Annotated in this window: 19 protein-coding genes; 8 read left to right on the top strand and 11 right to left on the bottom strand. The window is 67.8% G+C overall.

Annotated features, from left to right (window positions below; translation table 11 throughout):
* Positions 1–16: 16 nt before the first annotated feature.
* The 5 genes from ACF8ML_RS00890 to ACF8ML_RS00870 all read right to left on the bottom strand — a co-directional run bounded on the left by ACF8ML_RS00890 (position 17) and on the right by ACF8ML_RS00870 (position 9,061).
* On the bottom strand, positions 17–4,336 hold the full coding sequence (locus ACF8ML_RS00890; protein ID WP_392405900.1) for a translocation/assembly module TamB domain-containing protein: 4,320 nt from the start codon (positions 4,334–4,336) through the stop codon (positions 17–19).
* 2 nt (positions 4,337–4,338) lie between these two features.
* Positions 4,339–6,189 carry an autotransporter assembly complex family protein gene (locus ACF8ML_RS00885; RefSeq protein WP_046240825.1) on the bottom strand — a complete coding sequence of 617 codons (1,851 nt, stop codon included), beginning with the start codon at positions 6,187–6,189 and terminating at the stop codon, positions 4,339–4,341.
* Positions 6,190–6,265: 76 nt separating this feature from the next.
* Positions 6,266–7,453: a VWA domain-containing protein gene (locus tag ACF8ML_RS00880; RefSeq protein ID WP_016453729.1), complete on the bottom strand. Its 1,188-nt coding sequence runs from the start codon at positions 7,451–7,453 to the stop codon at positions 6,266–6,268.
* A gap of 31 nt (positions 7,454–7,484) precedes the next feature.
* The gene (locus tag ACF8ML_RS00875; protein ID WP_016450127.1) at positions 7,485–8,195 is read right to left on the bottom strand and encodes a GNAT family N-acetyltransferase; all 711 of its coding nucleotides are present in this window, start codon (positions 8,193–8,195) and stop codon (positions 7,485–7,487) included.
* Positions 8,196–8,206: 11 nt separating this feature from the next.
* Positions 8,207–9,061 (bottom strand): MoxR family ATPase, encoded by an 855-nt coding sequence (locus tag ACF8ML_RS00870; RefSeq protein WP_016453731.1) that lies wholly within the window; start codon positions 9,059–9,061, stop codon positions 8,207–8,209.
* 116 nt (positions 9,062–9,177) lie between these two features.
* On the opposite strand from ACF8ML_RS00870, the gene ACF8ML_RS00865 reads away from it, so the two are divergent.
* The gene (locus ACF8ML_RS00865; protein ID WP_016450129.1) at positions 9,178–9,852 is read left to right on the top strand and encodes a cytochrome c; all 675 of its coding nucleotides are present in this window, start codon (positions 9,178–9,180) and stop codon (positions 9,850–9,852) included.
* A 75-nt stretch (positions 9,853–9,927) separates the two neighbouring features.
* Here ACF8ML_RS00865 and ACF8ML_RS00860 read toward each other — a convergent pair whose 3' ends face one another.
* On the bottom strand, positions 9,928–10,386 hold the full coding sequence (locus ACF8ML_RS00860) for a DUF1841 family protein (RefSeq protein ID WP_016453732.1): 459 nt from the start codon (positions 10,384–10,386) through the stop codon (positions 9,928–9,930).
* A gap of 77 nt (positions 10,387–10,463) precedes the next feature.
* Positions 10,464–11,063, bottom strand: coding sequence for a short chain dehydrogenase (locus ACF8ML_RS00855; RefSeq protein WP_017405388.1), 600 nt, complete (start codon positions 11,061–11,063; stop codon positions 10,464–10,466).
* Between the two features lie 106 nt (positions 11,064–11,169).
* Here ACF8ML_RS00855 and ACF8ML_RS00850 point away from each other — a divergent pair, with 106 nt between their 5' ends.
* Positions 11,170–12,060, top strand: coding sequence for a LysR family transcriptional regulator (locus tag ACF8ML_RS00850; protein WP_133074063.1), 891 nt, complete (start codon positions 11,170–11,172; stop codon positions 12,058–12,060).
* A gap of 10 nt (positions 12,061–12,070) precedes the next feature.
* Here the strand turns inward: ACF8ML_RS00850 and kefC are convergent, their stop codons facing one another.
* The gene (gene kefC, locus ACF8ML_RS00845) at positions 12,071–13,954 is read right to left on the bottom strand and encodes a glutathione-regulated potassium-efflux system protein KefC (RefSeq protein WP_047217502.1); all 1,884 of its coding nucleotides are present in this window, start codon (positions 13,952–13,954) and stop codon (positions 12,071–12,073) included.
* Positions 13,955–14,251: 297 nt separating this feature from the next.
* Here kefC and ACF8ML_RS00840 point away from each other — a divergent pair, with 297 nt between their 5' ends.
* Both ACF8ML_RS00840 and ACF8ML_RS00835 read left to right on the top strand, forming a co-directional pair.
* Positions 14,252–14,881, top strand: coding sequence for a LysE family transporter (locus ACF8ML_RS00840; protein ID WP_012203595.1), 630 nt, complete (start codon positions 14,252–14,254; stop codon positions 14,879–14,881).
* Positions 14,882–15,222: 341 nt separating this feature from the next.
* Positions 15,223–15,687, top strand: coding sequence for a MaoC family dehydratase (locus ACF8ML_RS00835; RefSeq protein WP_034390662.1), 465 nt, complete (start codon positions 15,223–15,225; stop codon positions 15,685–15,687).
* A gap of 154 nt (positions 15,688–15,841) precedes the next feature.
* Here the strand turns inward: ACF8ML_RS00835 and ACF8ML_RS00830 are convergent, their stop codons facing one another.
* From ACF8ML_RS00830 to ACF8ML_RS00820, 3 genes are all read right to left on the bottom strand, one after another.
* The gene (locus tag ACF8ML_RS00830) at positions 15,842–16,147 is read right to left on the bottom strand and encodes a DUF4148 domain-containing protein (protein ID WP_016453737.1); all 306 of its coding nucleotides are present in this window, start codon (positions 16,145–16,147) and stop codon (positions 15,842–15,844) included.
* 183 nt (positions 16,148–16,330) lie between these two features.
* The gene (gene trmL, locus ACF8ML_RS00825; protein ID WP_016450136.1) at positions 16,331–16,828 is read right to left on the bottom strand and encodes a tRNA (uridine(34)/cytosine(34)/5-carboxymethylaminomethyluridine(34)-2'-O)-methyltransferase TrmL; all 498 of its coding nucleotides are present in this window, start codon (positions 16,826–16,828) and stop codon (positions 16,331–16,333) included.
* A gap of 52 nt (positions 16,829–16,880) precedes the next feature.
* Positions 16,881–17,624 (bottom strand): ComF family protein, encoded by a 744-nt coding sequence (locus ACF8ML_RS00820; protein ID WP_252653107.1) that lies wholly within the window; start codon positions 17,622–17,624, stop codon positions 16,881–16,883.
* An 89-nt stretch (positions 17,625–17,713) separates the two neighbouring features.
* On the opposite strand from ACF8ML_RS00820, the gene ACF8ML_RS00815 reads away from it, so the two are divergent.
* The 4 genes from ACF8ML_RS00815 (at position 17,714) to ACF8ML_RS00800 (ending at position 22,387) form a co-directional block, all read left to right on the top strand.
* Complete coding sequence (locus tag ACF8ML_RS00815; protein WP_017406701.1) at positions 17,714–18,616, top strand: trans-aconitate 2-methyltransferase; 903 nt, start codon at positions 17,714–17,716, stop codon at positions 18,614–18,616.
* Positions 18,617–19,286: 670 nt separating this feature from the next.
* On the top strand, positions 19,287–20,468 hold the full coding sequence (coxB, locus tag ACF8ML_RS00810) for a cytochrome c oxidase subunit II (protein ID WP_016450139.1): 1,182 nt from the start codon (positions 19,287–19,289) through the stop codon (positions 20,466–20,468).
* Between the two features lie 35 nt (positions 20,469–20,503).
* Entirely contained in the window at positions 20,504–22,174 is a 1,671-nt protein-coding gene (gene ctaD / locus ACF8ML_RS00805; protein ID WP_392405892.1) for a cytochrome c oxidase subunit I, read from the top strand.
* A gap of 105 nt (positions 22,175–22,279) precedes the next feature.
* Positions 22,280–22,387 carry a cytochrome oxidase small assembly protein gene (locus ACF8ML_RS00800; protein WP_016450141.1) on the top strand — a complete coding sequence of 36 codons (108 nt, stop codon included), beginning with the start codon at positions 22,280–22,282 and terminating at the stop codon, positions 22,385–22,387.
* Positions 22,388–22,395: the final 8 nt, after the last annotated feature.

The following is a 22,395-nucleotide window of genomic DNA, read 5'->3' as shown; positions in this document are numbered from 1 at the left end:
GCGCGGGGGTGAGGCGTCAGTCCTTGCGCACGGTGTAGATCAGGTCCAGCGCGCTGGTTTCCCCGGTCTGGCCGCGCAGGGTGAGGCGGCGCGAGAGGTCGTAGAAGATGTACAGCGTGCCCATGGCGCCCGAGAGGCTTTGCTCGTAGGTGACATAGAGGTCGCTGGACAGGCGCTTGCCTAGGGTGAGGGCCGCGCCGGTGGAGCCCTCGCCGCCCGGTCCCTTGAAGCCGATTTCGTCCAGGCCCAGGTTGCTGGCGATCTTGCCGCTGTTGTTGCGCCCGCCGCTGAGCAGGGACAGCGCGGCTTGCTGGAGCAGGGCGCTTTCGGCGCCGCCCGTGGCGGGGTCGCGGCCCATGACCACCCAGGAGAGCTTTTCGGCATCGGGCATTTCGGGGTCGGAGTACAGGCGCACGCGCGGGGCGTTGGCCGTGCCCTGCACCTGCACGCCTGCGCGCACGGCGATGTTCGGGCGCAGCGCCAGGATGTCCAGCGAGGGGTTGGCGTAGGGGCCGTTGAAGCGGATGAGGCCGGTTTCCACGTCCAGCGACTGGCCCCAGGCGCGGTAGCGGCCCTGCACGGTGCGGATCTCGCCGGTAATGCGCGGCGGGCCGCCCGCCACGGTGGGGCCCTGCACTTCCAGCGCGCCTTCCAGGCGTGTGGTGATGCCGTAGCCCTGCAGCGCGAAGTCGCGGCCCAGGTCAAGCTTGACGAGGATGTCGGGCAGCTTGATGGTTTCGGCGCGGGCCTGGGCCTTGCGGTCGGCCTGCTGCTGCTTGCGCGCCGCTTCCTGCTCGGCCTTGCGCGAGGCGGCCGAGTGCACGACCACGTCGGAGTCCAGCGATGGGGCGGATTCCTCGGGCAGGATGATGGTGGCGCGGTCGGTGGTGAGGTCGCCGCGCAGCGTGAACTGGCCTTGCTCCAGCCTGGCCTGCAGGCCGCCCGAGACGCTGACCTGGCGGTCCGCGCGCACCAGCACCTGCAGCCTGGTGGCCTGGGCGCGCAGGTCCATGCTCAGGCCGGAGTTGCTGCCATCGGCGTTGGGCGGGTCCCAGCGCACGAAGCCCGAGCCCGTGAGTTCGCCGCCTTCGCGCGGTGCCGTGGTGAGGTTGCCGCTGTAGCCCAGGATGCGCGCATTGCTGCCGCGCCCGCCCTGCATGCGCAGCTCGGTCAGGTCCAGGCGGTTGCCTTGCAGGCGCGCGCGCAGCACGCCGTTTTGCAGGTCGATGCCGTCCAGCGCGGACAGGATGCTCAGGCCGTCGGCCGAGAGATTGCCCTGCCACTGCGGGTTCTGGCGGTCGCCGCTGATCTCGGCCTTGGCCTGCAGCGAGCCGGTGACGCGCCAGCCGGGCGGGGCGAACAGCGCCCAGATGCCGATGTCGGGCATGCGGGCGTCTATCTGGCCGGACAGAGGGGCCTTCTCGGGCCAGCTCCAGGTGCCGTCCTGCTGGGCCAGGCGCGTGCCCAGCTGCGCGGTCAGGGTGCCGGCGCGTTCGCTGTCCCAGTCGAGCTTGGCTTGCACGTCGTCTCCCTGGGCGCGCACGCTCAGGCGGGCCTGCTTGATGTGGGCGCGCATGCCGGCGCCGCGCACGGTACGGGTGCGCACTTCGCCGGGCTTGCTGGAGCGCGGCCCCGTGGTGTGGATGACGGTGGTGCCCGAGCCGTCTTCCACGGCCAGGCGCAGGTCGCCGGCTGCACGCTCGACCAGCAGTTCGGCCTTGAGCGCGGGGCCCGTCGTGTCGATGTCCCAGCGGGCGTTGAAGCTCAGGTCGCCGCTCAGGCCCATGGCGGCCAGCGGGGGCTCCTCGGCCATGGACAGGGCATCGACCCAGGCCAGCGGCAATGCCTGGGCGCGGCCGGTGCTGCGCAGGGCCCAGCGGCCGTCGCCGCCCTGGCTGGCGCGGGTGTCATCCCAGGCCAGCAGCACGGGCTGGGGCGCTTGGGCATTGGTGCGGCGCTGGGGCAGGGTGGGCGGCGTGACCTGCAGGCTGCCGGCCGATGCCGTGAAGGCGGTGGACAGCACGGTGCGGCCCGTGGTGCGCTGGGCGATCCGTACGGGCTGGTTGCCTGCCAGTTGCAGCTGCCATGGGCCGGGCAGGTCCTGGCCCGGACTCAGCCGGGCCTGCAGCTTGTCGATGCTGGCCTGCCAGTCCAGGGGCGCGGCACCGCGCGCCGTGGCAAGGCCTGCCTGCAGGGCCGTGTCGATCTGCGCGGTCTGCGTGCCGCGCTTCGCCTGGCCGGCCAGGGTGAGGCTGGCCTGCTCGGGCGAGCCCTTGAGGGCCAGGCGCAGCTCGGGCAGCTCCAGCGCCTGCTCGGGCGGCGTGTTGGCGGGCAGGTAGCGCAGCTTGGCGGCCTGCAGGTCGGCCTGCAGCTGCAGGCCGCTGGCGGGCAGGGGGTCGCCCACGGCGGCCTTCATGCGCTTTTGCAGTGCGCCCCATCCGCCGCGCCAGCTGGCGTCCAGCTGGGCCTGGCCTTCGATCAGGGCGCCGGCCAGCGGGTCCTTCATGCCGGGCAGCTTGCGCAGCCACTGCGTGAGGGCGGTGAGTGACGACAGCTTGAGCTGGCTGCTGCCCTGGCCTGCGGCAGGGCTGATGTGGCCGTCCAGCGAGAGTTCGGCGCCGGGCAGCTGGGCCTTCAGCACGGTCTGCAGCTTTTGCTGTTCGGTGTCGAACTGCAGGCTGCGGCTGCGCACCGAGGCCTGCAGCGCATCAAGCTGCAGGTTCTCCAGCGACAGCACGGGCTGGGCCCAGCGGCCTTTGGTGGCGAGTTTTTCTATGCGCAGGGGCTGGCGCTTGGCGCCTGCGGGCGCTGCTGCGGCCTGGATGTCCACGCTGAAGTCCACCTGCTGCTCTGCCGTGGTGCTGGCGCGCAGCTCGCCCTGCAGCGGTGCGGCTTCCAGGAGGCTGTAGAGCGCGGCGGGGTCCAGGCGCTGGACCTTGGCCTGGCCTTCGAAGACCTTGGTGGCGGGCTCGAAGCGGCCCTGGGCGTCGATGCTGCCCGAGCCTATGGCGATCTGCGCCTGCTCCAGCAGCCACTGCTGGCCGTCATAGCGCACTGCGGCCTCGATCTGGTCCAGCGGCAGGCGCTGGCGGTCCCAGGGGCCGGGCATGGCGTTGTTCAGGCGTGTCGTCAGCTGCCAGGCGGTGGTGGCTATGGCCGAGCCTGGTGCCTGGTCCGGTGCCTGTTCCGTGGCGGGTGCCTGGGCTGTATCAGCTGCCTTGCCATCCGGCCCGGCCTGCAATTCGCCGCTGATGCGGGTGCGCGGTCCCTGGGGCCAGAAGGCGGCGATGTCGATCTGGCTGAGCTGGGCGCGCGCGGTCTGCAGCGGCTGGGGCTGCCAGGGCCGGATGCTGGCCTCGATGTCCGCGTGCATGGGTTCGGACACGGGGGCGGCTTCCTTGCGCTCCCTGGCCTTGCCGTTCTTGCCATCGGCCTTGGCGGATTTCTGTACGGCGGGAGGGGCAGGCGTTTCCTCGGACACCGTCCCGGGCTTGGCATCAACCTGGAGCTTGATGCCCAGTTGCGCAGCGGCGGTGGCCAGGGTGCCGTCGATCTGTGCCTTGGCCTGCACGGCCAGCGGTGCAGGTTTGGGGGCCTTGGCTGCGGAGGCCTCGTCGTCCGAAGCCAGGGCAGGCGCCTGCAGGTCGCCCTGCAGCTCGGCCTGGATGGCCATGGGCGCGCGGGCCTGCAGGCGCAGCCTGGCCTGGTAGCTGCCATCGGCCCATTGCAGGTCGCGCACGTCCAGCTGGTGCTCGCTGCCGTCGTAGGCGTAGTGGCCTTGCAGGCCCAGTACCTCGGCCTGGGGCGGGCCTTGCCAGACGATGCGCTCCACATGGAAGGGCACGTCGATCTTCACGGGCAGCACGAGCTGCTGCAGCGGCTCGACGGGTTTCTTGTCCTCGGGGTCGGGCGTGCTGGCAATGTTCAGCTCGGCGATGCGGACTTCGCCCAGGCGCACGGTGCGCGACAGCAGGGGACGCAATTGCCAGCCGATGGTGGCGTCGCGCAGCTCCACCTTCATGGTGGGGCTTTGCCATTGCAGCCAGCCGATGCGCCCGCCCTGGCGCACGGTGCCGGTGACTTCCTTGGCCTGCAGGCTCTGGCCTGCGGGCAGCCAGCCGGCCACGCGCTGCAGGGTGTAGGCCAGCGAATCGGCACGGCCGCTCCACCACCAGGCGGAACCCAGCAGGGCGGCCAGCAGCAGGACCAGGACCAGGAAGAACCAGAGCAGGTAGCGCAGCCAGCGGCGGCGGGGCGCAGGCGACGGAGGGGACGCCTGGGGGCTTTGGTCTGGCGCGGCGGAGGAGGCAGGGGTATTCAAGCGGGAATCCACCATGGTCAGAAGTTGAAGCCCAGGCGCAGGTGCAGGCGCAGCTGCTTTTCCTGGGCGCCCCAGGCGATGTCGGCCTGCACGGGGCCCACGGGGCTGCGCCAGCGCAGGCCGGTGCCCACGCCCACGCGCATGTACATGGAGTCGGGCGCATCGCCCACGGTGCCGGCGTCCAGGAAGACGGCGTGCTCCCAGTCCTGCGTGTTGCCCTTGATGACGATGGGCCGCTGCCACTCGATGCTGCCCACGGCCATGTAGCGCCCGCCGATGACCTTGCCGCTGTCGGTGCGCGCACCGATGCTCTGGTACCCGTAGCCGCGCACGGTGTTGTCGCCGCCGGTGATGAACAGCTGGGTGACGGGCAGGTCGGCATCCTTGCGGGCCAGCAAGGCACCGCCGGAGGCGCGCAGCGCCAGGCGGCTGCGGCGCTTGGTCTCGGGATCGACCTCGCCGATGGGAATCAGGCTGAGCCAGCGGCCCGAGACGCGGCCGAACGGCGTGCGCTGGGGCGTGAGCGTGGTGCCCGCGCCGACTTCCCAGGCAAAGCCGAAGCCCGAGGAGGGCGCCAGCGTGCTGTCGAAGTAGCGGCCCGTCCAGCCGTAGTTGGCCGTGACCGACGAGCTGGACGGGGGCGCGCCCTCGCCCTGGGTCTTGGCGTAGTCGTACTGCAGGTAGTAGTTGCGGTCGATGTGGTCTTCGGACTTGGTGCGGCCGGCGCGCAGCTGCAGGCTGTTGACATCGAAGTCGCCCGAGGGCGCGCGCTCGGCCTTGGCCGTGGTGAACCAGCGCCACAGGGTTTCATCGGGCAGGGCGGTCCACTGCGTGGAGATCAGCGGGTTCTTGCGGTCGAAGCGCATGCGCGTGACGGCACGCCAGCCCAGCCAGGGCAGGCGGTTGTGGATGTGGTCCACGCTCAGGCGCGGGCCGGTGTCGGTGCTCATGCCCACGCCGAAGACCCACTTCTGCATCTGGGCCTCGCGCACCTGGGCGATGACGGGCGTGGTGACCTGGGCGCCCTTGCGCTTGATGGCTTCCTCGTCCTCGGCGGCGCTGTCTCCCTGCTGGGGCACGTTGGCCAGCGTGAGGAAGACGGAGTCGTAGTAGCCGCTGCTGGCCAGGCGCAGCTGGGCGTCGACCAGTGCGGTCTGGTCGTATTCCTCGCCCTCGGGCAGGCGTGCGATGCGGGCCGTCCCCACGGGGTCGTAGCGCTGGGCGCCTTCGATGCGCAGCGGGCCGAAGGTGTAGGCCGGGCCGGGTGCATAGGCCACGCTGACGTCGGCCTCGTGCGTGTCGGCGTCGATGTCGGCCAGGCTGGAGTCGATGCGCGCCAGCGGGTAGCGGCGCGACTGCAGCGTGCGCAGGCCCTGGCTCTTGGCCTGGCTCCAGCTGGACTGGCTGAAGCGCTGGCCGGGCTGCAGCGGCCAGTCCTCTTCGATGGTGGCGCGCTGGGAGGCGCCATCGGGATCGTCGGCATTGACGCCCGCAAAACGCACCTGGCTGCGCGCAATGGTGGCGGGCTCGCCAGGGTCCACCTTGACGGTGACCTCCAGCGGGGCCTCGTCGGATTCGGGCGTTTCCTTGATCTCCACCGTGACCGTGGGGCTGAAGTAGCCCAGCGTGCCGATCAGGTCGCGCACGTTGGCGTCGGTGGCGCCCAGCAGCCGCGTCAACTCGCGCCGCTGCAGGTCGCTCTGGTAGCGGTAGCGGCGCAGTTCGAGGTGCTTTTCCAGCAGCTCGCGCACTTCCTTGGGCGCATCGACGACAAGGGAGAAGGCCGGGTCGCCGGTCGCTGCAATCAGCGACGGGTCCGTGTCCTTGTCATCATTCTTGGACGGCAGGAGGCTGCAGCCGCCGAGCATCAGGGCTGCACTCAACAGAAACAAAAACGCCGGCCCTCGGGCCGGCGCTGTCGCGGGGGGGAGCTTGGGCATCGGCCTATTTTGACAGCAGGCGCATGGCGTCTTCCAGACCTTTGAGTGTCAAAGGGTACATGCGGTTGCCCGTGAGCTGCTGGATGATGCTGATGCTCTGGCGGTACTGCCAGACGCCGGGCGGCTCGGGGTTGATCCAGGCAAAGCGCGGGAAGGCATGAGTCAGGCGCTGCAGCCATTCGGCGCCGGGCTCCTCGTTCATGTACTCCACGCTGCCGCCGGGCTGCAGGATCTCGTAGGGGCTCATGGTGGCGTCGCCCACGAAGATCAGCTTGTAGTCCTTGTTGTACTTGCGGATGATGTCCCAGGTCGGAAACTTCTCGGCGAAGCGGCGGCGGTTGTTCTTCCACATGAAGTCGTAGACGCAGTTGTGGAAGTAGTAGAACTCCAGGTGCTTGAACTCGCTCTTGACGGCGGAGAACAGCTCCTCCACGCGCTGCACGTGCTCGTCCATGGTGCCGCCCACGTCCATGAGCAGCAGCACCTTCACGTTGTTGTGGCGCTCCGGGATCATCTTGATGTCCAGGTAGCCCGCGTTGGCGGCCGTGCTGCGGATGGTGTCGGGCAGGTCCAGCTCCAGGTCGCTGCCTTCGCGTGCGAACTTGCGCAGCCGGCGCAGCGCCACCTTGATGTTGCGCGTGCCCAGCTCCTGCGTGTCGTCGTAGTCGCGGTAGGCGCGCTGCTCCCAGACCTTGACGGCGCTCTTGTTGCGGCCCGGCCCGCCGATGCGCACGCCGGCCGGGTTGTAGCCGCCGTGGCCGAAGGGGCTGGTGCCGCCCGTGCCTATCCACTTGTTGCCGCCTTCGTGGCGCTCCTTTTGCTCCTCCAGGCGCTTCTTGAGCGTGTCCATCAGCTCGTCCCAGCCCATGGCTTCGATGGCGGCCTTCTGCTCGGGCGAGAGTTCGCGCTCCAGCAGCTTCTTCAGCCAGTCCTGGGGAATCTCGCGCGTGAGGTCGGCCACCATCTCCACGCCCTTGAAGTAGGCAGCGAAGGCGCGGTCGTACTTGTCGTAGTGCTTCTCGTCCTTGACCAGCACGGTGCGGCCCAGGTGGTAGAAGTCGTCCAGGCTCCAGGCGTCCTCGCTCCTGGGGCCGACCACGCCGGCCTGCAGCGCCTCCAGCAGGGTCAGGAACTCCTTGACCGAGACGGGCAGCTTGGCCGCGCGCATGGTGTAGAAGAAGTCGATCAGCATGGCATCTCCCGGGGGCCTGGCGTACGCGCCCTCATGTGCGCGCCACGGCGGTGCTGCCGTCCGAATGGCGCTGCAACTGGTCCAGCAACTGGGCGCGCGACTCGGGCCATTCGCCGCTGCGCAGGCTGTACATCACGGTGTCGCGGATGGTGCCGTCGCGGCGCAGCGCGTGGCCGCGGATCACGCCGTCCTTCCTGGCACCCAGGCGCTCGATGGCGCGCTGGCTGGCGAAGTTGAAGCAGTCCGTGCGCCAGCCCACCACATGGCAGGCCAGCGTGTCGAAGGCATGGCCCATGAGCATGAGCTTGGCCGAGGTGTTGACATGGGTGCGCTGCACGCTGCGCGCGTACCAGGTGTAGCCGATCTCCACGCGGCGCACCTCGGGCAGGATGTCGTGGTAGCTGCTGGTGCCCAGCACGCGGCCGCTGTCGTCGTCGAGCACGGCAAACGCGAAGCGCTTGCCCTGGCTGCGCTGCTCCAGCGCGGCCTCGATATAGGCGCGCACGTCGTCGGGCTCGGGCGCGGAGGTCACGCGGATGCGCCACAGCTGGCCGTCCTGCACGGCCTCGCGCAGCCCGGCTTCATGGGCGAGGGCCAGGGGCTCCAACCGCACGCCGTTGAAGCGCATGACCACGGGTCGCACAAAGCCCTGGTGCGCCACCGCGCCGGCCACGGGAATGGTCGTCACCTGGCCGGTGAGGGCCGGCACGCCCGTGTCGTTGGTGTGTTCGGGATGGGGCATGGGCGCAGGCCTCAGCGGTTGCGCTGGTTCATGAAGACCAGCTTCTCGAACAGGCTCACATCCTGCTCGTTCTTGAGCAGGGCGCCCACCAGCGGCGGCACGGCGACCTTGCCCTCGGCGGTCTGCAGCGATTCCACGGGAATGTCCTCGGCCACCAGCAGCTTGAGCCAGTCGATCAGCTCGCTGGTGGAGGGCTTCTTCTTGAGGCCGGGCAGGTTGCGCACGTCGTAGAACACCTTCATCGCGGCGGCCAGCAGCTCGCCCTGCAGCTTGGGGAAGTGCACGGCCACAATCTGGCGCATGGTGTCGGCGTCGGGGAACTTGATGTAGTGGAAGAAGCAGCGGCGCAGGAAGGCGTCGGGCAGCTCCTTTTCGTTGTTGGAGGTGATGAACACCAGCGGCCGGTGCTTGGCGCGGATCATCTCGCGCGTCTCGTAGCAGTAGAACTCCATGCGGTCGATCTCGCGCAGCAGGTCGTTCGGGAATTCGATGTCGGCCTTGTCGATCTCGTCGATCAGCAGGGCCACGGGCCGGTCTGCCGTGAAGGCCTGCCACAGCACGCCCTTGACGATGTAGTTGTGGATGTCCTTGACGCGCTCGCCGCCGTCGATGTCGGACAGTTGCGAGTCGCGCAGGCGGCTGACGGCGTCGTATTCATACAGGCCCTGCTGGGCCTTGGTGGTGGACTTGATGTGCCACTGCAGCAGCGGCATGTCCAGCGCGGCGGCCACTTCCTCGGCCAGCATGGTCTTGCCCGTGCCGGGCTCTCCCTTGACCAGCAGCGGGCGCTGCAAGGTGGCTGCGGCATTCACCGCGAGCATCAAATCCTGGGTGGCGACGTAGTTCTCGGAACCTTGAAATTTCATGGGCGGTATCAGCGTAAGTATTGATGGGGACGCTTGACGGTGACTGCCATAATCGTTCGCGCTACCCGCTCAGCAGTAGGCATCCGTCAGAACTCTTGAAGGATTGTGCGCGCAAAATGATAAAAACTTTGACCACGGTATTGGCGCTGGCTGTCGCATCTGTGACCTCTGTAGCACAGGCCCAGCAAAGCAAAGGTGACGCAAAGGCAGGGGAGGGGAAGATCGCCATGTGCATTGGCTGCCATGGCATCCAGGGCTACCAGGCCAGCTTCCCCGAGGTGTACAAGGTCCCCAAGATTTCCGGCCAGGGCGCACCCTACATCGTGGCCGCGCTGCAGGCCTACCAGAAGGGCGAACGCAAGCATCCCACCATGCGCGGCATTGCCGATCCGCTGACCGAGCAGGACATGGCCGACGTGGCCGCCTACTACGCCGAGCATGGCGTGGCCAAGGCCGCCGACGCCAAGGTCCGCGAGCCCAGCACCCAGGTCGCCGCGCTGCTGCAAAAGGGCGCCTGCGTATCCTGCCACGGCCAGGGCTTTTCCAAACCCATCGATCCCAGCTACCCCAAGGTGGCCGGCCAGTATGCGGACTATCTGTACTCCGCCCTCAAGTCCTACAAGACCGAAGGCAACCCCCATATCGGCCGCAGCAACGGCGTGATGGCCGGCATTGCCAAGCAGTTCACCAACAGCGAACTCAAGGCGCTGGCCAACTACATCGGCAGCCTCGATGGCGAGCTGCAGACCCTGCCGCAGCCCCATTTCCGCCTGGGCCACAAATCGCAGTGAATCGCGCGCAGCCCCATACCCCATAGCAAAAGCCCGCAATCGCGGGCTTTGTCTTGAGGGTGATGCACAGAGGCGCTATGCGCCGCCCGTGGCCTTGGCACCGTCGCTGGTGGCGCGGCGCTGCACGGCGGCAATGTAGGCCTCGCCATCGGGCGGGCGGCCCGAACGCTGGCTTTCCCAGAGCATCTGCCCCAGGCATTCCATGGTGGCGTGGTGGGCGTCGTGCAGCGAGTCCAGGCGGCGGCTGAGCAGCTCCACGGCCTGGCGTATGCCGCGCGGCTGGTCGATGCTGCACTGCTCGCTGATGGACAGATGCATGGACAGATGCAAAAACGGATTGGTCACGCCGGGCGTGGCGTCGTAGTCGCGCAGCAGGGCGGCGTCCACGTCGGCGAGGTCATCGAAATACTCGGGATGCTCGGCAATCCAGAGGCTGGCCAGCGTCTCTATGGCCTCCATCGGCGCGCCGCTCAGCATCTTGGTGCGCACGCCGCAGAAAAAGCGCCGCACATCGGCTTGGGTGGGGTTGAACATGGTGGCGCGCAGCGTAGCACGCGGCCCTTTTGGGCGGGCACGCAAGGACTTTGCCGAGGGCCCGCCGCAAGAAGAGGTCAGAGCACCTCGAAGACCCTGCCGGTCTGGGCGCCTTCCACGCTGCGCTGGTAGGCCAGGGCCACGCGGGCGGCGGGCACGGTCTCGAAGCCGGGGAAGACCGAGCCATAGGCATCGGCCGATTCGGTCAGCAGGGTGGGGCTCACGGCGTTGATGCGCAGGCCGCGCTGCAGTTCGACCGCGGCGCCGGTGACGAAGCCGTGGAGGGCGGCATTCACCGTCGATGCATTGGCGCCGTGGCGGATGGGCTCGGTGGCGGCGACGCCGCTGGTCAGCGTGATGGAGCCGCCGTCGCGCAGCCAGCGCTGGCCCAGCAGGGCGAGCCGCACCTGGCCCAGCAGCTTGTCCTGCAGGCCGGAGTTGAACTGCTCGGCCGTCATCTCGGACAGCGGGCCGAAGTGCAGCTTGCCGGCCGTGCTGACGATGGCGTCCACCTGACCGGCGGCTTCGAACATTTTCTGCAGCGTTTCGGGCTGCGTGAAGTCGGCGCGCAGGTCACCGCTGTTGCGGCCCACGGTGACGATCTCATGGCGCGGGGCCAGCAGGGCGTGGACGGCGCGGCCAATGGTGCCGGTGGCACCGATGAGCAGGATCTTCATTCGGTTTTCTTTCGGAAGGAGTGAACAGGCCTCCAGTGTTTTGCAAATTGCCTATGCCATAAAGTAGCGAAATCTTTTTGTACTACTAAGCATTGGTTAGCAATCCATGGACAAGCTGCGCAATATGGAGGTCTTCATGGCCGTGGTCGAGGACGGCAGCTTTGCCCAGGCCGCGCGGCGCCTGGACATCTCGGCCGTGATGGTGGGCAAGCATGTGCAGCAACTGGAAGCCCACCTGGGCGCGCGCCTGCTGCAGCGCACCACGCGGCGCCACAGCCTGACCGAGGTGGGCCGCAGCTTTTACGAGGACAGCCGCCAGGTCTTCGAGCAGTTGAACTGGGCCGAGTCTGCCGTGGAGCGCAGCCGCAGTGCCCCGCAGGGCCTGCTGCGCATCAGCGCGCCGACCACGCTGGGCAACCATGTGATCGCGCCGCTGGTGGCCGACTACCAGCTGGCCAATCCGCTGGTGCGCGTGGACCTGCAACTGAGCGACAGCATGGCCGACCTGGTGGGCGAGAACATCGACGTGGCCGTGCGCATCGGCCCCGTGGGCGGCGAAGGCCTGGTGGCGCGGCCTCTGCAGCCCTATCGCATGGTGATTGCGGCGGCGCCCTCGTACCTGCGGCGGCGCGGGCATCCGCGTGGCGTGGACGATCTGGCGCGCCATGACTGCCTGAGCTACGCGGTCTGGCAGCGCCGCTCGGAATGGATTCTGCGCGGCGACGGCTCGGCGCCGGTGCAGTGGCCCGACGATGCCCGCCTGCGCTGCAACAGCGGCGACGGGCTGCGCCATGCGGCGCTGCGCGGCCTGGGCCTGATCCTGCAGCCCGAGGTGCTGCTGGCCGCCGACATGGCCGCGGGCCGGCTGGTGCCCGTGCTGCAGGACTGCGTGCCACTGCCGCGCCCGGTGCACCTGGTCTATCTGCCGGACCGCCGCCAACTGCCCAAGCTGGCGCAGTTCGTGGACCACATGGTGCAGGCGCTGGGCGCGTCCTGAGGCCCGGTTTTCAGGGGGCGGGCGGGGGCGGGGTTTCCTGCGGCGCCTGGTCCTTCTCCTGCTGCGCCTGGGCCTCCTGCCGCTCCTTGGCCATCTGCTCGACCAGCTGCTGGCGGCCCTGCTTGGCCACGGCAATGAGCTGGGCCTGGTCCTTGTGGTGGGGGTACATGCGCTCGATCAGCTGCAGGTTGTGCTCCCGAAAGCGCGCGGTGGTGCGCCGGGCCTCGGCAGGGCTGTGGCCAGCGAGCTCCAGCACGGTGCGCGCCGAGACGAGGCTGGACTCGAAGACTTCGCGCTCGACATGGTGCACGCCCAGGTCGCGCAACTGGTACCAGTGGGCCATGTCGCGCGCGCGGGCCACGATCTCCAGGTGCGGAAAGCGCTTGCGCACGCGGGCGGCGATCTTCAGCGATTGCTCGGAAGAGTCCACGGCAATGACCAGCACCCGCGCCTTGTCCGCGCCGGCAATGCGCAGCAGGTCCATGCGGGTGGCATCGCCGAAGAACACGCGGTAGCCGAAGGTGTGTGCCACTTCCAGCATCTCCACGCTGTGGTCGAGGATGGTGGCCGGCACGCCCTGGGTCAGCAGCACGCGCGCCACGATCTGGCCGTAGCGGCCAAAGCCCGCAATGATGATCTGCGCGTCCTGCGGCTCCGAGATTTCATGGGCCCTGGCAGCCTGGCCCGCGCCGTCGACCTGGCAATCCTTCATGTCGGCAAAGCGCTTGAGCAGCAGCTTGTCCATCAGCACCAGGACCAGCGGGCCGATCAGCATGGACAGGGCCACGGCGGCCACCAGCATGGACGAGATGCTGTGGTGGAACACCTTGTACTGCGCCGCCGTCTGGAACACCACGAAGGCGAACTCGCCGCCCTGGGCCAGCAGCAGGGTGAACACCGGGCGCTCGCGCCAGGGCAGCTTCAGCACGCGGGCCAGGGTGTAGAGCACGGCGCCCTTGAGCGCCAGAAAGCCCAGCACCATGGCCGCCATGGCCCAGGGCGCGCGCAGCAGCACGCCGAAATCGATGCTCATGCCTACGGCCATGAAGAACAGGCCCAGCAGCAGGCCCTTGAAGGGCTCGATGTTGGTCTCCAGCTCGCTGCGGTACTCGCTGTCGGCCAGCAGCACGCCGGCCAGGAAGGCTCCCAGCGCCATGGACAGGCCCACCTGCACCATCAGCATGGCAATGCCCACCACCAGCAGCAGCGAGGTGGCCGTGAAGATCTCGGGCGTGCGGCTGCGGGCGATCCAGCGCAGCAGGGGGCGCAGCAGCAGGCGGCCGCCCACCACCACGGCGGCGATGGTGCCCACGGTCTTGAGCACCTGCAGCCACAGGTGGCTGTCTGTGTGCGTGGCATTGGCGGCCTTGACCGCGCCCAGGATGGGGATCAGCGCCAGGATGGGAATGGCGGCCACGTCCTGGAACAGCAGGATGGAAAAGCCGGCCTGGCCGCTGGGCGTGCGCATGAGGTTGCGCTCGGCCATGACCTGCAGGCAGATGGCCGTGGACGACAGGGCCAGGCCCATGCCCGCGATCAGGCTCACGCGCCAGGAAAAGCCGAAGGCCCAGGCCGCCAGGAACAGCACGCCCGTGCAGGCCAGCATCTGCGCGAGCCCCCATCCCAGGATGGGCCGGCGCAGCTCCCACAGGCGGCTGGGCTGCAGCTCCAGCCCGATCACGAAGAGCATCAGCACCACGCCGAACTCGGCAAAGTGAAGAATGTCATCCACATTGCTGACAAGCGACAGTCCCCAGGGGCCCATGGCAATGCCGGCACCCAGGTAGCCAATGATGGCGCCCAGGCCCAGGGCACGCGCTATGGGCACGGCCAGCACGGCGGCGGTGAGATAGAGAAAGCCGTAGGTCAGCCAGATGGGGGCGCTGTGTTCCATGGAAGCTCGGGATCTTGGAGTTGGTGTTTACCCTGGGGTGATTGATTGTGTCACTCTCACAGCTGGGTCAGCTTTTTGACAGGGTTGAAAATGCCCCCCACGCTCCCTTTGCTGCGCTAGGTCCGCTGCCCCTGGCCGGGCGCCCCCCGAGGGGGCCGTTTTCATCTTGGGGCGGCCCGGCGATGAAAAATGCCACCGAATGCTTCACCGCCCCATCCGGCTTTGCCGCGGCAGTGCGCCAGATCGGCTGCACGGTTTTAAGATGCCGGCCTGCTCCGTATTTTTAAGGTGTTTGGCATGGATTGGCACACTTGGATCGCCTACTTTGTGGCCTGCTGGATCATTGCGGTCTCCCCGGGCTCGGGCGCCGTGCTGTCCATGAGCCATGGCCTGTCGTATGGCGTGCGCAAGAGCAGCGCCACCATCTTCGGGCTGCAGCTGGGGCTGCTGACCATCTTGCTGATCGCCGGCGCGGGCGTGGGCTCGCTGCTGCTGGCCTCCGAATGGGCGTTCAACGCCGTGAAGATCGTCGGCGCCTGCTATCTGATCTACCTGGGCATCAGCCAATGGCGCTCGGGTGCCGCACCCCTGGCCACCCAGGAATCCATGCCCGAGCTCAGCGTGCGCCGCCGCGTGCTCACGGGCTTCCTGACCAACGCCACCAACCCCAAGGGCATCATCTTCATGGTGGCCGTGCTGCCCCAGTTCATGACCACCAGCCGCCCGCTGTGGCTGCAGTTGCTGATCCTGGCCGCCACCATGCTGGCCGTGGACACCATGGTCATGCACGGCTATGCGGCCAGCGCCAGCGCGCTGCGCGGCTTCATGCGCAGCGCGCGTGCCGTGCGCAGCCAGAACCGGGTCTTCGGCGCGCTGCTGATGGCCGTGGGCACGGGGCTGTTCTTCGTGCAGCGCGCCTCGCGCTGAGCCCCTCCCTGGGCTAACCCAAGGGTCTGTTGACGTCAATTTGCGGTCGCGAAGCAGCCTGCCAGCGTGCCAATCAAGGCGCGCGACGCCGTGCGTGTGCCTACACGCACAAGGAGTGCAACGCCGAGTGGCGCGCTGGCAGGCTGCTTCCCTTCGGGTTGCGCGGTTGCGGGGCCGTCTGCCGCGTTGCTCACACTCGCAAGGCATGGGCCTTGCTGCGCATGAGCGCCTTGCATACAACCCCGCAACCGCGCAACGCGATCCACAAATTAACGTCAACAGACCCTAGCTGTCGCGCGCCCGACATGGAGCGCGCGGCACCGGCCCCTACCATTTGGGGCATGAAAACCTTCCATTCCTATTCCGAAGTGCGTGCCTGCGTGGGGCAGGAAGTCGCCGTCAGCGACTGGATCACCATCACCCAGCAGCAGGTGCAGCTGTTCGCCGATGCCACGGGCGACCAGCAATGGATCCATGTGGACCCCGAGCGCGCGTCCAAGGGCCCCTTCGGCGCGCCGATTGCGCATGGCTTTCTGACGCTGTCGCTGATTCCCCAGTTTTTCCAGAACTGCTTTCACATCGAAGGCGCGCAAATGGGCGTGAACTACGGCCTCAACCGCGTGCGCTTCACCTCGCCCGTGCCCGTGGGCAGCCGCCTGCGCGCGCGCCTGACGCTGCAGGCCGCCGAGCCCATCGAGCCCGGCGGCCTGCAGATGACCTGGCTGGTGACCGTGGAGCGCGAAGGCGCGGACAAGCCCGCCTGCGTGGCCGAGTCCGTGGCCCGCAACTACGGTGCCAAGGCCTGAATCAAAACTGACCCCCACGCTACCCTTGCTGCGCAAGGCCCGCTGCCCCCCCAAGGGGGCGCTTTTCATCTTGGGGCGGCCCGGCGATGAAAAAAGCCCGCAGGCGGCACCTGCGGGCTGGCTGCGTGGTGGCAGCGGTTGCGGGGTCTGGGGCTCAGGCGCCGAAGTTCAGCTGGCCCGAACGCTCGGCAGCGGCGGCCTCGCGGCGCACTTCCTCGCGGCTCACGCCAGCGGTGGCGGTGTTCTGGATGGGCAGGTAGCCTTCGGCGACGGAGGGCATGGTGCCATTGGCCTGGGCGGCCTTCAGGTCGGCCATGACCTGGGCACGTGTCAGCGTGCTCTGGGTCTTCACTTCGGGCGGGTAGCTGCTGTTGTCGGCGTAGTCGAAGCCGGCGGCCTGGGCGGCGAAGGCGGAAACGGTGAGGGCGGCCAGGACGGCAAAACGGCGGGTGTTCTTCATGATTCAAGTCCTTTGTTTTGTTTCTGGGACAGGGCGTTCCTTGCGGAAATCGCTTGGTAACGTAGAGCCCATGACTCAAATGTAGGACGGTGTGGAATCGGGATAAACCCTTGGAATGGCAATGCGCTTTTTCAGCGGTTGAAACAATCGGCGGGGAACTTTCCGCCGACCCGGGCCGGTCGCTCAGGCCGCGCCGGGCGCGCCCTCGGCCAGTGCGGCGCCGGCAAACTGCTGCTGGCGCCAGGCTTCAAACACCGTCACGGCCACGGCGTTGGACAGGTTCAGGCTGCGCTGCTGCGGCAGCATGGGCAGGCGCAGGCGCTGCTGCGGCGGGAACTGCTCGCGCACCTCGGCGGGCAGGCCCTTGCTTTCGGAGCCGAACACCAGCCAGTCGCCGGGCTGGAAGCCGATGGCGTGGGCGGGGCTGCTGCTGTGCGTGGTCATGGCGAACATGCGCTGGCGGTCCGGCCGGCAGTCCTGCAGGAAGGCCTGCCAGTCGGCGTGGCGGCGCACGGGCGCGTACTCGTGGTAGTCGAGGCCGGCGCGGCGCATCAGGCGGTCTTCCATGGAAAAGCCCAGCGGCTCGATCAGGTGCAGGCTGCAGCCGGTGTTGGCGGCCAGACGGATCACATTGCCGGTATTGGGCGGGATCTCCGGCGCGACGAGAACGATATGGAACATGGCCCGTATTGTCTCGCGGCGGCAGATGCCCCCGGCCCCCGGTCCCCTGCGGTCAGGGCGTGCGCGCCAGCACCAGGGCGCTGACCTCGGCCGCGCCTGCGCGGCGCAGGCAGGTGGCCAGCGCATGCAGGCTGGCGCCCGTGGTCATCACATCGTCGATCAACAGGATCTTGCGGCCGCGCACGTGGGCCAGCTGCGCAGGTGGCACGGCAAAGACCGTGCGCAGCTGGCGCAGGCGCAGGGCGCGCGGCAGGTCATGCTGGGCCTGTGCCGTGTGGGCGCGCTGCACGGCCTGGTGCCGCAGCTTGCCCCGGGTGGATGCGCTGCAGAGCGCGCGGGCCAGCACCAGGGTCTGGTGAAAGCCGCGCTCTCGCAGGCGCTGCGGCGACAGCGGCATGGGCAACAGCAGGTCGCATTGCTGCAGTTGCTCGCGCGCCTGAGGCAACTCCAGCAGCAGATCGGCCAGGCTGCGTGCCAGGCCGGTATCTCCCCGGAACTTGAAGTCGCCGATCACCGTGTGCCACGGGTAGGCATAGTCCAGCGCGGCCAGGCAGTGCGTCAGCGGCGGCGGCTTGACCAGGCAGGCGCCGCAGGTGCGGGGACCATCGGCGCCGGTGCGGGCCGGCAGTGGCATGGCGCAGCGCCCGCATCGCGCCATGGGTCCGGCCCAGCGTGCGCGGCAGTCCTGGCACAGGCGCCGCGCAGGCCAGCGGTGGCAGACGGCGCACTGGCTGGGCAGCAGGCCGGGCAGGCCGGCATGCCAGCGCGAAAGCCATGACGCAGGCAGGTTGGGCATGGAGTCAATATACTCGCGCCGCGTCCGCCACCCCTTTGCTCCGGGGCCGGGCGCCTGTCTTTTGAGGAGCACCGATTCCCCGCCCAGCCATGTCCCACGAATTGCCTCCCACCATCGATCCGGCCGCCGCATTGCGCTGGCAGCAGGGCGCGCCTGCGGCCTCGCCGTGGCTGCATGAGGAGGTGGCGCGCCGCATGCAGGAGCGGCTGGACTGGATCGTCAAGCCGCCCCAGCGCTGGTGCCACTGGCAGCCCGTGCGCGGCGGCCTGCAGGCCCATGCGCTGCTGCGCCAGCGCTATGCGCAGTCCGAATGCCTGGTCTATGAAGCCTCGCCGCTGCATGAGGCCGCCGCCCGCGAGCAGCTGGGCGCGCGCTGGTGGCAGCCCGCGCGCTGGACCGGGGGCGCCACGCGCTTCGGCGAGCCCGAGCCCGCCGGCGTGGACATGCTGTGGGCCAACATGGCCCTGCATCAGCAGGCCGACCCGCAGGCGCTGATCGCGCGCTGGCACCAGGCGCTGTCCGTGGACGGCTATGTGATGTTCTCCTGCCTGGGGCCCGATACGCTGCGCGAACTGCATGCCCTCTACGCCCAGCTCGGCTGGCCGCCCGCCGGGCAGGCCTTCACCGACATGCACGACTGGGGCGACATGCTGGTGCACGCAGGCTTCAGCGAGCCGGTGATGGACATGGAGCACATCACGCTGACCTTTGCCACGCCCGAGCGGCTGCTGCAGGAGCTGCGCGAGCTGGGCCGCAACTTCCATCCGCAACGCTTTGCCGCGCTGCGCGGCCGCCGCTGGCAGCAGCGCCTGCACGACGCCTTGCGCGAACGGCTGGCCGGCCCCGACGGGCAGCTGGCGCTGACCTTCGAGATCGTCTACGGCCATGCCTACAAGCCGCAGCCGCGCGTGCGCCTGGAGTCCAGCAGCGCCGTGTCGCTGGAGGACATGCGCAGCATGCTGCGCCAGCCGCGCAACACGGGTTTGCGATAGCCTGAATGTCGCTTTCCGGTCATTGATCGAAAACAAAAACGTCTACACTTTTCCCGAGCTGACAGAGACAACAGCTTTTCCCTGGGCTCGCTCTCCCGGGCCGGGAAAAGACCAGCGGTCCGCAGGCCGAAAGGGGAGACGATTTGGTGTTTCGCTTTGCCACGGGAACGAGAACGGGCCGGCGCATTCAAGAGTGGCCCGCCCGCAAGTTTGATCATCACCGGCTGCAGCAGTGCCTGCTCCTCTGGGAGCGGGCACTGGTCTTTCTGTCCCTGTGTTCCCTGCTGCCCGCACTGCTGGGCCGCATGCGCTGCCTTCTTCCATCCGCTCCCGGCCCGCACGGCACACACGGCACACATGCCCTGAAGGGCCGGCGCGCGCGCATCCTCCCATCCACTTTGCTGCTGTCCCCCGAGTTCATGCGCCTGCAGGCGCAGGCGGGGATGGCGGCCCGCCCCCATCCTGGTCCCACGTCCGAGCTGCCGTTGATGCCGGCTGGCACGCTATTGGTGATTGCGCGCAGGCACATCTGCGGCGCTTTCATGCATGCTCGGACAGTTGAGGCCGGGAGTTGCCCTTTGGGCAGGCGTTGAACGGTCTGGCTGCGCGGCCCCCACGCCGGCGCAGCGGAGCGAGTGGATAACCCGAGGCTTAGATGTAAGTGAAAACTATGAAAAGCATTTCCACCAGGCTGGTTCTCTGGGGCTTGATGAGTGTGGCAGGGGCAGGCTCCCTTGCACATGCGGCGACAGATCTGCCAGGCGGCCCGGCCGTCAATCAGCTCAACCTTCATCCGGCGGTCACGCGCATCGCGCATGAGCAGCATTACCTGCACTGGATGATGCTGATCATCTGCACGGTGATCTTCATCGGCGTGTTCGCCGTGATGTTCTATTCGATCTGGAAGCACCGCAAATCGCGCGGCGCCAAGGCCGCGAACTTCCACGAATCGGCCACGGTCGAGGTGGTCTGGACCGTCGTGCCCTTCATCATCGTCGTGCTCATGGCGCTGCCGGCCACCAAGGTGCTGGTGGCGCAGAAGGACACCACCAACGCCGATGTCACGATCAAGGCCACGGGCTACCAGTGGAAATGGGGCTACGACTACATCAACGGCGAAGGCGAGGGCCTGAGCTTCATCTCCACGCTGGACAGCAGCCACCGCGTGCTGTCCGACAGCGGCGATGTGTCCAAGGCACCCAACGACTACCTGCTCAAGGTGGACAACCCGCTGGTCGTGCCCGTGGACCGCAAGGTGCGCATCATCACCACGGCCAACGACGTGATCCACTCCTTCATGGTGCCGTCCTTCGGCATCAAGCAGGATGCGATTCCGGGCTTCGTGCGCGACACCTGGTTCCGCGCCGAGAAGACCGGCGACTACTACGGCCAGTGCGCCGAGCTGTGCGGCAAGGAGCATGCCTACATGCCCATCCACGTGAAGGTGCTGTCCAATGACGGCTACAAGGCGTGGGTGGACGAGCAAAAGAAGATCGCCGCCGCCAAGAAGGACGACCCCAGCAAGGTCTGGTCCCTGCAAGACCTGATCGCACGCGGCGAGAAGGTCTATGCGGCCAACTGCGCGGCCTGCCACCAGGCCAACGGCAAGGGCGCCGGACCCATCAAGGCGTTGGACGGCAGCCCCGTGGTCCTGGGTCCCACGGCCGAGATGATGCATGTGGTGCTGGAAGGCCGTGCCAACGGCGCCATGCCCGCCTGGAAGCAGCTGAGCGATACCGAGCTGGCCGCCGTGGTCACCTTTGCCAAGAACCACTGGTCCAACAAGACCGGCCAGCTGGTGCAGCCGGCCGAGTTCGTGGCCGCCCGCACCGGCAAGTTCCCTGCGCAGTGAGCACGCAAGACAGATGAGCGATTGGAGATAACAGCATGAGCGCCGTACTTCCCCCCATCCACAGCCCTGCGGGCGAGGGCCACGAACATGCGCATGAGCACGAGCATGGACACGGGCATGACGACCATCACCACCACGCCACGCCCACGGGCTGGCGGCGCTGGATGTTCGCCACCAACCACAAGGACATCGGCACGCTGTACCTGCTGTTCTCGTTCACCATGCTGATGGTGGGCGGGGTGCTGGCGCTGCTGATCCGCGCCGAGCTGTTCCAGCCCGGGCTGCAGATCGTCAACCCCGAGCTGTTCAACCAGCTGACCACCATGCACGGCCTGATCATGGTGTTCGGCGCCATCATGCCGGCCTTCGTGGGCTTTGCGAACTGGATGCTGCCGCTGCAGATCGGCGCCTCCGACATGGCCTTCGCGCGCATGAACAACTTCAGCTTCTGGCTGCTGATCCCGGCCGGCCTGATGCTGGTGGGCTCGTTCTTCATGCCCGGCGGCGCCCCCGCCGCAGGCTGGACGCTGTATGCGCCGCTGACGCTGCAGATGGGCCCGTCCATGGACAACTCCATCCTGGCCATGCACATCATGGGCGCCAGCTCCATCATGGGCGCCATCAACATCATCGTCACCGTGCTCAACATGCGCGCGCCCGGCATGACGCTGATGAAGATGCCCATGTTCGCCTGGACCTGGCTGATCACCGCCTACCTGCTGATCGCCGTCATGCCCGTGCTGGCCGGCGCCATCACCATGACGCTGACGGACCGCCATTTCGGCACCAGCTTCTTCAATCCCGCAGGCGGCGGCGATCCGGTGATGTACCAGCACATCTTCTGGTTCTTCGGCCACCCCGAGGTCTACATCATGATCCTGCCGGCCTTCGGCATCATCAGCCAGATCGTGCCGGCCTTCAGCCGCAAGAAGCTGTTCGGCTATGCGTCCATGGTGTATGCGACCTCGTCCATCGCCATCCTGTCCTTCATCGTGTGGGCGCACCACATGTTCACGACCGGCATGCCCGTCACGGGCCAGCTGTTCTTCATGTACGCCACCATGCTGATCTCGGTGCCCACGGCCGTGAAGATCTTCAACTGGGTGGCCACCATGTGGCGTGGCTCCATGACCTTCGAGACGCCCATGCTGTTCTCGGTGGGCTTCATCTTCGTGTTCACCATGGGCGGCTTCACGGGCCTGATCCTGTCGATGGCGCCCATCGACATCCAGCTGCAGGACACCTACTACGTGGTGGCCCACTTCCACTACGTGCTGGTGGCCGGATCGCTGTTCTCCATGTTCGCGGCCTACTACTACTGGGCGCCCAAGTGGACGGGCGTGATGTATTCGGAGACGCGCGGCCAGATCCACTTCTGGGGCTCGCTGATCTTCTTCAACATCACCTTCTTCCCTATGCACTTCCTGGGCCTGGCGGGCATGCCGCGCCGCTATGCCGACTACCCCATGCAGTTCGCCGACTTCAACATGGTGGCCTCGCTGGGCGCGCTGGGCTTCGGCCTGATGCAGGTGTATTTCTTCCTCTTCGTCGTCGTGCCCGCCATGCGCGGCAAGGGCGAGAAGGCGCCGCAAAAGCCCTGGGAGGCTGCCGAAGGCCTGGAGTGGGAAGTGCCCTCGCCGGCGCCGTTCCATACCTTCGAGACGCCGCCCAAGCTGGATGCGACGGCGACCCGCGTCATAGGCTGAAATGAACCACCCCCTGGGTCGCTTCGCGCCTTCCCCCTTCCTCGGTGCCCCTGGGGTGGGGCGCGACAGTCTCAGAGATTGCCAGTAGTCATGGAGATCAGAAAAATGGATGCACAGCAACGAAAAGCCAACGTGCGGCTGGCGCTGATCCTGGTATCGGTGGCGCTGGTCTTTCTGGCCGGCTTCGTGATCAAGATCACCGTGCTCCATTGAGCGCTTGA

The organism is Delftia sp. WSY_10 (assembly GCF_043104705.1).
Lineage (GTDB): Bacteria > Pseudomonadota > Gammaproteobacteria > Burkholderiales > Burkholderiaceae_C > Comamonas > Comamonas tsuruhatensis.
Note: the sequence above shows the minus strand (reverse complement) of the source record. Positions and strands in the feature narration are given on the sequence as shown.

Excerpts from the sequence above, each read along its gene's own strand:
- ACF8ML_RS00890 (WP_392405900.1), bottom strand. The coding sequence starts at position 4,336 with ATGGTGGATTCCCGCTTGAATACCCCTGCCTCCTCCGCCGCGCCAGAC.
- ACF8ML_RS00885 (WP_046240825.1), bottom strand. The coding sequence starts at position 6,189 with ATGCTCGGCGGCTGCAGCCTCCTGCCGTCCAAGAATGATGACAAGGAC.
- ACF8ML_RS00880 (WP_016453729.1), bottom strand. The coding sequence starts at position 7,453 with ATGCTGATCGACTTCTTCTACACCATGCGCGCGGCCAAGCTGCCCGTC.
- ACF8ML_RS00875 (WP_016450127.1), bottom strand. The coding sequence starts at position 8,195 with ATGCCCCATCCCGAACACACCAACGACACGGGCGTGCCGGCCCTCACC.
- ACF8ML_RS00870 (WP_016453731.1), bottom strand. The coding sequence starts at position 9,061 with ATGAAATTTCAAGGTTCCGAGAACTACGTCGCCACCCAGGATTTGATG.
- ACF8ML_RS00865 (WP_016450129.1), top strand. The coding sequence starts at position 9,178 with ATGATAAAAACTTTGACCACGGTATTGGCGCTGGCTGTCGCATCTGTG.
- ACF8ML_RS00860 (WP_016453732.1), bottom strand. The coding sequence starts at position 10,386 with ATGTTCAACCCCACCCAAGCCGATGTGCGGCGCTTTTTCTGCGGCGTG.
- ACF8ML_RS00855 (WP_017405388.1), bottom strand. The coding sequence starts at position 11,063 with ATGAAGATCCTGCTCATCGGTGCCACCGGCACCATTGGCCGCGCCGTC.
- ACF8ML_RS00850 (WP_133074063.1), top strand. The coding sequence starts at position 11,170 with ATGGACAAGCTGCGCAATATGGAGGTCTTCATGGCCGTGGTCGAGGAC.
- kefC (WP_047217502.1), bottom strand. The coding sequence starts at position 13,954 with ATGGAACACAGCGCCCCCATCTGGCTGACCTACGGCTTTCTCTATCTC.
- ACF8ML_RS00840 (WP_012203595.1), top strand. The coding sequence starts at position 14,252 with ATGGATTGGCACACTTGGATCGCCTACTTTGTGGCCTGCTGGATCATT.
- ACF8ML_RS00835 (WP_034390662.1), top strand. The coding sequence starts at position 15,223 with ATGAAAACCTTCCATTCCTATTCCGAAGTGCGTGCCTGCGTGGGGCAG.
- ACF8ML_RS00830 (WP_016453737.1), bottom strand. The coding sequence starts at position 16,147 with ATGAAGAACACCCGCCGTTTTGCCGTCCTGGCCGCCCTCACCGTTTCC.
- trmL (WP_016450136.1), bottom strand. The coding sequence starts at position 16,828 with ATGTTCCATATCGTTCTCGTCGCGCCGGAGATCCCGCCCAATACCGGC.
- ACF8ML_RS00820 (WP_252653107.1), bottom strand. The coding sequence starts at position 17,624 with ATGCCCAACCTGCCTGCGTCATGGCTTTCGCGCTGGCATGCCGGCCTG.
- ACF8ML_RS00815 (WP_017406701.1), top strand. The coding sequence starts at position 17,714 with ATGTCCCACGAATTGCCTCCCACCATCGATCCGGCCGCCGCATTGCGC.
- coxB (WP_016450139.1), top strand. The coding sequence starts at position 19,287 with ATGAAAAGCATTTCCACCAGGCTGGTTCTCTGGGGCTTGATGAGTGTG.
- ctaD (WP_392405892.1), top strand. The coding sequence starts at position 20,504 with ATGAGCGCCGTACTTCCCCCCATCCACAGCCCTGCGGGCGAGGGCCAC.
- ACF8ML_RS00800 (WP_016450141.1), top strand. The coding sequence starts at position 22,280 with ATGGATGCACAGCAACGAAAAGCCAACGTGCGGCTGGCGCTGATCCTG.